At 66.3% G+C, this 8501-nt stretch carries 10 protein-coding genes; 4 read left to right on the top strand and 6 right to left on the bottom strand.

Annotated features, from left to right (window positions below):
• Positions 1-168: 168 nt before the first annotated feature.
• Both AC1D1S_RS16740 and AC1D1S_RS16745 read right to left on the bottom strand, forming a co-directional pair.
• Positions 169-1434, bottom strand: coding sequence for a CaiB/BaiF CoA transferase family protein (locus AC1D1S_RS16740; RefSeq protein WP_476994970.1), 1266 nt, complete (start codon positions 1432-1434; stop codon positions 169-171).
• Positions 1435-1516: 82 nt separating this feature from the next.
• Positions 1517-2926, bottom strand: a complete 1410-nt coding sequence (locus tag AC1D1S_RS16745; protein WP_476994971.1) for an SLC13 family permease — start codon at positions 2924-2926, stop codon at positions 1517-1519.
• Positions 2927-3049: 123 nt separating this feature from the next.
• On the opposite strand from AC1D1S_RS16745, the gene AC1D1S_RS16750 reads away from it, so the two are divergent.
• On the top strand, positions 3050-3757 hold the full coding sequence (locus tag AC1D1S_RS16750) for a FadR/GntR family transcriptional regulator (RefSeq protein WP_028276186.1): 708 nt from the start codon (positions 3050-3052) through the stop codon (positions 3755-3757).
• Positions 3758-3769: 12 nt separating this feature from the next.
• Positions 3770-5089, top strand: a complete 1320-nt coding sequence (locus AC1D1S_RS16755; protein WP_476994972.1) for a carboxylesterase family protein — start codon at positions 3770-3772, stop codon at positions 5087-5089.
• Between the two features lie 743 nt (positions 5090-5832).
• Here AC1D1S_RS16755 and AC1D1S_RS16760 read toward each other — a convergent pair.
• Positions 5833-6090 (bottom strand): hypothetical protein, encoded by a 258-nt coding sequence (locus tag AC1D1S_RS16760; protein ID WP_476994973.1) that lies wholly within the window; start codon positions 6088-6090, stop codon positions 5833-5835.
• 179 nt (positions 6091-6269) lie between these two features.
• Between AC1D1S_RS16760 and AC1D1S_RS16765 the strand changes: the two genes are divergently transcribed.
• Together AC1D1S_RS16765 and AC1D1S_RS16770 are read left to right on the top strand one after the other, a co-directional pair.
• Positions 6270-6530 (top strand): hypothetical protein, encoded by a 261-nt coding sequence (locus tag AC1D1S_RS16765; RefSeq protein ID WP_476994974.1) that lies wholly within the window; start codon positions 6270-6272, stop codon positions 6528-6530.
• Between the two features lie 23 nt (positions 6531-6553).
• Positions 6554-7087 (top strand): N-acetyltransferase family protein, encoded by a 534-nt coding sequence (locus AC1D1S_RS16770; RefSeq protein WP_476994975.1) that lies wholly within the window; start codon positions 6554-6556, stop codon positions 7085-7087.
• Positions 7088-7173: 86 nt separating this feature from the next.
• Here the strand turns inward: AC1D1S_RS16770 and AC1D1S_RS16775 are convergent, their stop codons facing one another.
• From AC1D1S_RS16775 to AC1D1S_RS16785, 3 genes are all read right to left on the bottom strand, one after another.
• Complete coding sequence (locus AC1D1S_RS16775; RefSeq protein ID WP_243177326.1) at positions 7174-7623, bottom strand: SRPBCC family protein; 450 nt, start codon at positions 7621-7623, stop codon at positions 7174-7176.
• Positions 7623-7961: an ArsR/SmtB family transcription factor gene (locus AC1D1S_RS16780; RefSeq protein ID WP_476994976.1), complete on the bottom strand. Its 339-nt coding sequence runs from the start codon at positions 7959-7961 to the stop codon at positions 7623-7625. The genes AC1D1S_RS16775 and AC1D1S_RS16780 overlap by 1 nt, the downstream gene beginning before the upstream one ends.
• A 157-nt stretch (positions 7962-8118) precedes the next feature.
• Positions 8119-8501 (bottom strand): Dyp-type peroxidase (locus tag AC1D1S_RS16785; protein ID WP_476994977.1); only part of this gene is annotated, 383 nt, incomplete at its 5' end.

Consider the following 8501-nt stretch of genomic DNA (forward strand, 5'->3'; position numbering starts at 1 on the left):
GGACGGATTCGTCCACGCCGGTCCTGGCCCGGGCGGCGGCCAGTTCCTGCCGGTACTCGGGGCCGGGATCGGGGTCCACCACGGGCGCGTCCCAGCTGCGGTAGGACCCGGGATCGAGGACCGCGGCGATGAGTTCGGTGGCGTCCAGGTGCCGGACCTTCTGCCGGGTCAGCATGCCCGGGGGCCTTCCTGGCCGGCGACTGTGGCCGCGCCTGCTCGGGCGCCGGCTGGGGTGCCGGGTGTCAGCCCCAGCCACCGCCGGACCTGCTCCCCATCCTGGTCCAGCAGCGGCGGTGCGGTGTGGGACGTCAGCGTGGTTTCGTTGGTGCCGGCGGCGCTGAAGAACCGCAGCGGCGGGCCGGGCAGGCTCACGGTGCCGAGGATCTTATGCTCGACGTCGATCACCAGACCCTGCGAGTGGACCTGTTCCCATTCGTAGACWTCGTCCAGGGTTCTGACCTTGCCGGCCGGGATGCCGGCGTCGTTGAGTTTGGTGAGCAGCGGCTCGGCCTCGAAATCGGAGAACACCTGCTCCACTTCTTCGATGACTTTCTCGCGGTTGCGCACGCGGTCCGCATTGGTGGCGAACTCCGGCCGCGCGGCGTCGATCCCGAACGTCGAGGCGAACGTCTTCCAGAGCTTCTCGCTTCCCACGCTGATCTGCACCCTGCCCTGCCGGCAGTGGAACAGTCCGTAGGGGGCAATGGACGGGTGGTGGTTGCCCTGCGCCTGCGGCACTTCGCCCGCAACCGTGGCCCGGGTGCCCTGGAAGGCATGGACCCCGATCAGGGCCGCGAGCAATGAGGTGCGGACGATCTGGCCCTGGCCGGACCGCTCACGCTGGAGCAGCGCCGCGAGGGTGCCGAACGCCCCGTACATGCCAGAGAGGAGGTCGGCGATGGGGACCCCGACCCGCTGCGGATCGTCCGGCCCGGATCCGGTCAGGGACATCAGCCCGGCCTCGCCCTGGAGGATCTGGTCGTAGCCGCTGCGCTGGGATTCGGGCCCGTCGTGCCCGAATCCTGTGATGGAGAGGACCACCAGTGCCGGATTCAGGGTGTGCATCTGCGCGGCGGAGAATCCGAGCCGGTCCAGGACGCCGGGACGGAAGTTCTCGATGACCACGTCGGCGCGTTCCAGCAGCTCCCGCAGCACTGCCCGCCCGTCGTCGCTCTTCAAGTCCAGGGCAATGGATTCCTTGTTGCGGTTGCAGGACAGGAAATACGTGGCCTGCGGATCATCCTCGGGGCCCACGAATGGCGGCCCCCAGCCGCGGGTGTCGTCGCCGGTGCCGGGGTTCTCCACCTTGATGACCCGCGCGCCGAGGTCAGCCAGCATCATCCCGGCATGCGGGCCGGCGAGGGCGCGGCTCAGGTCTACTACGAGATAGCCGGTGAGGGGGCCTTCGGCGTCGGGCATGGGTTCGGTGCTCATGGACGTGTTCCTTCTTTGGTCGGTCGTGGCGGGCGCGCGGTGGGCTTGCGGGGTTGGTTGATTTGTCGGCTACATCCAGCGGTCACATCCAGCCCGGGACTACCATGACCAGCCAGGCGACGGCCGGTCCGACGGCGACGACGATGCCGCTGTAGGCCAGGATCTGCTTGTAGAACCTGTCCTTGTCCACGTCCTCGGGCGCGTTGGCCAGGACCAGGGCGCCGTTGGTGGAGAACGGTGACACATCCACGATCGTGGAGGCCACGGCCAGGGCGGCGATCACGCCGACGGCGCCGACCTCGCCGGTGGCCAGAAACGGCACCGCCAATGGAATGAGGGCCGCGAGGATGGCAGTGGAGGAGGCGAAGGCCGAGACGAGGGCACCGATGTAGCAGATCAGCAGGGCGGCGAGCAGGGGCATGCCGAGATCCGCCACTCCGCCGGACACGAATGCGATGGTGCCGGCTTCTTCGAGGACTCCCACGAACGTGAGCATGCCGCAGATAAGCAGGACCGTGGACCAGCTGATCTTGTTGACGGCGCCCTTCTGCGCTGCGGGAGACACCAGGGCGAGGACGATCGCGATGGTGATTGAAACAAAGCCGACGTCCACCTTGAATCCGAGCGAGATGACGGCCAGGGCGATCAGGCCAAGGATGGTGATGAGCTGGGGCATGGATGCACGGGCGCCGCTGGCCGGAGGTGCGCCGGCCGGGGCGGGACCGGCGGCCGAGGATGTTCCAGAGCCTGAGGTGCCCTTGGCCGAGACGCCGGCGGCGGAGATGTCGGATCCGGATCCCTGCAGCGTGACGCCGGCCGCGCGGGCACCCACGCTGACGGACAGGCGCTTTTCTGCGGCCTGTTCCACCAGCCGCCCGCCCGGGGTGGACAGCGGTTTGCCACCGCCGAGGACGACAAACAGCACCAGCGCGATGGCCAGGTTGAAGAGGAAACTCGCCAGGAAGATCGCCATCGGGTTGGCGTCCAGCTCCGTCCTGGCAATGATGCTGTTGACGGTGACGCCATAAACGGCGATGGGGGAGAAGCCGCCGGCCTGCGCGCCGTGGATCACCATCATGCCCATCATGAGCGGATTGATTTTGTGTTTGGCGGCGAAGCTGAGGGCGATCGGCGCGATGATGGCCACGGCGGCCGGGGAGAGGGCGCCGACGGCGGTAATCACCGCGGTGATGGCGAACATGACCCACGGGATCAGGGCGACCTTGCTGCCGACCAGCCGGACGGCGCCCCGGACCAGCAGGTCGATGGTGCCGTTGTTTTGCGCGATGGCGAACAGGTAGGTAACCCCGACGATGGTCAGGAACAGGCCGCCGGGGAAGTTGGCCAGGATGTCGTTGGTGGACATCCCCAGCACCACGGAGCCCAGCAGGAAGGCGCCGACGAAGGCCAAGGCACCCATGTTGAGTGGCAGCACCGTGGCCAGAAGGAACATCACCGCCAGGATGATGATGGACAGGACGGGAGCGGACATCGTTGTTCCTCCGGATCGAAGTGGGTCGTTACTGGCTTAGTGGCCTAGCCTCCTAGACACTAGGTGTCTTTGTCAATAGTTCTCCGGTAGTCTTAGGGGTCAGGACAGGCTGGAAGGACGCGCATGGCAAAGCAGGCGGCAACGCATCAGATTTCCCGCGTTTCGCGGCCCCGGCTTTACGAGCAGCTGGTGGAGCAGATCATGGACTTCATCGAGTCCGCCCAGCTGGGCCCCGGGGACACATTGCCGGCCGAACGGGAACTTGCCGAGCGGTTGGGTGTTTCGCGTGCCACTCTGGCGCAGGCCCTGGTGGCCCTCGAGGTGCTTGGCGTGATCGACGTCCAGCACGGCACCGGAGCGGTGCTGGTCTACCGGCCGAACGTTCCATCCGTGATCAAAGGCCTCCGCGAACACCGGAGCCGTCTGCCCGAGATCGTTGAGGCGCGGAGCACGCTGGAGGTCAAGCTGGCCGAACTGGCCGCGGCCCGCCGCACGGAGCAGGACATGGACGCGATCGATCACGCCCTTGAAGCCATGGCGGCAGAGGTCGCCTCGGGAGACCGCGGCGCACGCGGCGACGAGCTGTTCCACCAGGCCGTCACCGCCGCGGCCCACTCGGCGGTCCTGGCCCAGCTCATGACCTTCATTGCCGGCATGGTCCTGGAAACGCGCCTCGAATCGCTCGGACAGCCCGGCCGGCCGGAGCAGTCGCTCGCCTCCCACCGCAAGATCGCCGACGCGATCAGGTCCGGGGACTCGGCGGCCGCCGCGGCGGCGATGCTGGAGCACATTGATCTTGTCTCCGACGTTGCCCTCCTGAAGAACAGCTAGACCGGAACAAACGTGAACCTTTCCTTCGATCCGCCGTGTGGCCCGATCACCGGATGGCGCGACGGCGCCGTCGTGCGTGCCGCCGGCATTCCCTACGCCACCGCGGAACGCTTTCAGCCGCCCGCGCCGGCACCCGACTGGTCCGAGACTCTCGAGGCGACATCCCTGTCTCCGGCGTGCCCGCAGGCGCCRGTGCCCTTCCTGGATGACGTGCTCGGCACCCGCTACGGCGAACTTCCGGGCAGCGAGGATTGCCAGCGCCTGACCATCACCCTGCCGGCCGATCTCCACGACGGTGAACGGCTGCCGGTAATGGTGTGGCTGCACGGCGGGTCCTACACGTCCGGTTCCGGGGATCTGGCGATCTTCGACCCCGCAGCGCTGGTTGCCGAAACCCGGGTGATCGTCGTTTCGGTGACCTACCGGCTGGGCCTCTTCGGATATTTGTCCACCAGCACCGGCCGTCCCGCCAACCTCGGCCTGCTCGACCAGATCGAGGCGTTCCGGTGGGTGCAGCGCAACATCGCATCCTTCGGCGGCGATCCGGGCCGCGTCACCGCGTTCGGGCAATCCGCGGGCGGAGACGCCGTCGCGCACCTCATGGCGACCCCTGACGCGGCGTCACTCTTCCAGCGCGCCATCATTCAAAGTGCGCCGCTGGGCATTACCCGGGGGCGGGAAAGGATGACCGCCGCCATGGGGGTGGCCGCGGAGGCGGTTACCGCCGCGACTCCGGCGATGGACGTCGTCGCTATTGAAGAAGACGTGGCGCGGGCGGCGAGGAAGTTCGGTCTGATKGCTGCCATGCCGTTCGGGATCCAGTACGGGCATTCACCCGTGCCCGAGGAATCCGGGCTTGACCGGGCCTGGAATGCCGCTGCCCCGGCGATCGACATCCTGATCGGCTACACAGCGGAGGAAGCCCGGCTGTTTCTGCCGCGCAGCCCGCGCCTGGGCCGGGTGGCGAGGATTCCCGTGGTCGGCAGCGCAGTGCTCAAGACGGTCACATGGGTGGTTACGGAATTGGTGTACGGCAAAGCGGCCAGACGGTTTGCCAGGCGGCATGTGCGGGCGGGCGGGCGGGCCCACAGGTACGTGCTGTCCTGGCGCGCACCGGGAAACCTCTATGGCGCCGCGCACACAGTTGACCTGCCCCTGCTCTTCGGCCACCAGAGCACGTGGGAAGGTGCCGGACTCCTGGCGGGGGCGACGTGGGACGAGGTCAATGCCCACGGCCGGGCGATGCGGGCGCTGTGGGCACGGTTCGCCTACGGGGAAGGCCTCGGATCACGGGGAGAGATTCCCGGCTCGCTCCGGTACCGCTCGGTCTGAACTCCCGAGGCCTCACCCGGCGTGCGCTGGAGGAGGGACTTGCCTGCCAGTCCAGGATCATTGGCTGTGGCCTGGCCCGTGAACAGTCGAAGATGAAGTTCATGAGGGCCCGGCCGGTGCCGGCCAGACGCGAGTCGGGGTCTACAAAGACGTCATGGACCCGGCCCGTCGTGAAGTCAGCCCGCAGGCCTGGCCCGAAATCCTGAGCGAGGCCATAGCCGAGCAGCCTGGTGCGTGCCGGAGCCACCGGGAGGCACCATGAGGCGTCGGCCAGGAAGCGGGCGAAAACGGCTATCGAAAACCTCCGGCGGAACCTCCTGTGCGGCTGGAGTGAAGGCAATGGACAACCGGCGCACCTCGGCCGCGTCTTCCGGCCTCGCTGCGCGCACCACCAGCCCTTTCGGCGTCACGTGGGCACTTTCCCTTGAATCATCGCCGACATTTGATCAATCCTGTGGACGGAATTGGGGTCGTGGCTCTGCCGCGTCAGCGGCCGCGGCCTCTGCGCGAAGATGTGCGATCCGCAGCTTCAGATACGTGTTCAGCCGGAATACGGTTCTCGCCAGGACGAAGACCGCCGCCACCGGAAAGGCCCAGTAAATAACCGCGACAAGCAGACCAAGGTCCAATTTCAAACCCCCAGAGTTGATGCCGCGTTTGCGACTCAGCGCAGCATAGAGGCCGCAGCGACTATTGACATACTCAATTTCAGCTGCGGTAACCCGGCCGAAATACGGGAGTGCCTACTCAGTGAACTCGGCCAGAACTTCGGCCGCGTCTGTATTGCCCGCAGCTGCCAGACGCCGAAGCTCATCCAGGTCTTCCTTCTCAGCTGCGAGTTCAACCAGCTGATCCTCAGCGTCGCGGCTGCCGCCGTCGGCAAGTTGTCGCAGTTCCTCGAAGTCTTCCCGCTCCGCGGCCAGCTCGATGAGCTCGCCGATGGCGTCGTTGTCACCGCGGGCAGCCCGCTCCCGGAGTGCTGAAAGATCAGATTCTGACATTGCGTAGACCTTTCCAGAAAACGGTTCCGTTCGGCCGGCCCGGTCCGCAGCGGTCGACGTGGCCGGTGGAGGCCGACACGGTGTTAATGCAGGGTACCGCGCTGACGGAATCGGCCCTAGTGTGATGTCTGCCAGGAGTCCCAAGGGCTAGCCCATTTACGGAGATGCGGAGGAGGGCCGTGGAAGAAACGCCTCGGCCCGGCCGGCGTCCGATGTGGCCCTGGGTGTGTGCCATCCTGTTAGTGATCGCCGTCGACGCCTTGCTTCTCGGCTTTCGAACAGGCGAGTGCATCGACTACACGGCGGAATCCGGCGCCGCCAGCACCTGCACGAGCGGTTCGGCCCTTGGATCCGCGGGCACGTGGCTCCTCGCCGCAGCCAGCGTCCTCGTCATCGGCTACCTTGCCCGCCGCCTCGCGCGCGCCGCCCGGCACCGGTGACCGCAGTTGATAGATTCTGGACCATGACCACTCCGGACATCAGTGTCAGGGCCGCAACCGTGCCCGACGCCGCACGGCTGGCCGAGATCCACATCGCGGCCTGGCGGGCCACTTACCGCGGCGTCATGACCGATGAGTACCTGGACGGCCTTGACGTCGACCGCGCGGCATCCGCCTGGCGCCGAAACATCCTTGAACCCAGGCAAGGGACCATTCACCTCGTCGTCCAAAGCGCCGATGCGGTTGCCGGGTTCGCCATCCTCGGCCCTGCTGCCGGCGACCCGGACCCGGGAACCGGTCAGCTCCACGCGATCAACGTGCATCCGGACTGGTGGGCACAGGGCGTAGGTTCCGTCCTGTTCGCGGCCGCGGAACAACAGTTGATCGAACTCGGCTATGAACGGGCATTTATCTGGGTGGAGAAGGGCAACGATCGGGCTATCAGCTTCTACACCAACCGCCGTTGGCTCGACGACGGAGGGGCTCTGGAAGATACGAGATTCGATCCGGCGGTGGCCGAGAAGCGCCACAGCCGGATCCTCCCCGCCGGGCGCTAGCCGAGGACTCCCCGGCGTCAGGCTCCCGTCCAGCGCCGTGTTCAGAGCCAGCGCCTCAACCTGACGAGTCTTTACTCCCCGATTCTTTACTCCCCGATCTGGGCCAACGTTTCCGTCAGCTTCTTGAGGATCTGTCCGCGCCAGCCGCCACCCATAATGCGGTGAGCGATCACATGACTCGGCTCTTCCGGGTCGAATCCTTCGTGGATGAGGAACAGTCGTGTCCCTGCCCCCTCGGGGACCAGGGTCCATGTGACTGTGCTGTTCAGGTTGTTGCCCGCTTCTGCGTCCCGCCAGGAGATCCGCAGGAGCCGTTCGGGGTCAATTTCAAGAACTTCACTGGCGACAAGACCGCTGAAGCCTACGGCCGGGACAGGAGTCCCGCGCATGGTGTAGCGGTGCCCAATGACGGGTTCAAAGTCGTTTTCCATCAGCCACGCCGCGATCAGGGCCGGTTCCGTGAGCGCCCTCCACACCTTTGCGGGCGGGTGGGGGAGAAATTCGTCGAGCTCTATGGCCGTCAACGTCAATGACATCAGGTGTCCTTCAGGTTTTCGAGAGTATGGTTCAGGTCTTTTAGGCGGGCGCGCCAGAACTTCTCGAAAGGCGACAGCCACGAGGCAACGTCGGCAAGAGGCTCGGGTGTCAGTAAATATCGAATTGTCCGTCCCCTCCGCTCCTCCGAGACGAGGTTCCGATCGAGCAGCACCCTCAAATGCTCGGACACGCTTGGTCGGGCCATGTCATATCGTTCGGCAATCTCGCCAGCGGTTCGTGGCCCCTCCAGCAGGAGCGTCAGAATGTCCCGCCTGGTGGGGTTAGCCAACGCTCCGAAGACAAGGTCAGCGGGAGAATCCTTCGTTCTGACTGGCACGGACCAAATAATAGGTAGGATATTTCCTACGGGTCAAGTTTTCTGGCTGCCTGTCAGCCTGCCGGGTCCGCTGGTGCTGGGGTCCGGAAGATCGGGCCGTGGAGTTCGCCGGGTTCCGCTGGGCCCGGCGGCCTGCGGGCACCGGTGACTGCCGCCATCATGCGAAGAGACCTTCGCCGATGAAGCCTCCCGCCCGGATGCCAGGCGGAACCGCGAACAGGCCCGAGCCGGTGTGCTTGAGGTATTCCAGGGCCAGCGTGTCCTCCTTGGCCATGGCCAGCTGCATGGGCACATAGTGGGTCCTGGGGTCCGTGACGAACGCGATGAAGAACAGTCCGGCGTCGAGGTGCCCCAGGCCGTCCGAGCCGTCGGCGTAGTTGTAGCCGCGCCGGAGCATCTTGACGCCGTCGTTCTGGCTCGAGTGCGCGAGCCTGACGTGGGCGTCCATCGGGATCAGCGGTTCCCCGCCGTGACCCTGGATCTGGAAGTCGGGAGCGGTGAATTCCTCGCCGCCGGAGAGCGGGGCCCCTGCGCCCTTGG

Source organism: Arthrobacter sp. P1_A5 (genome assembly GCF_056406825.1).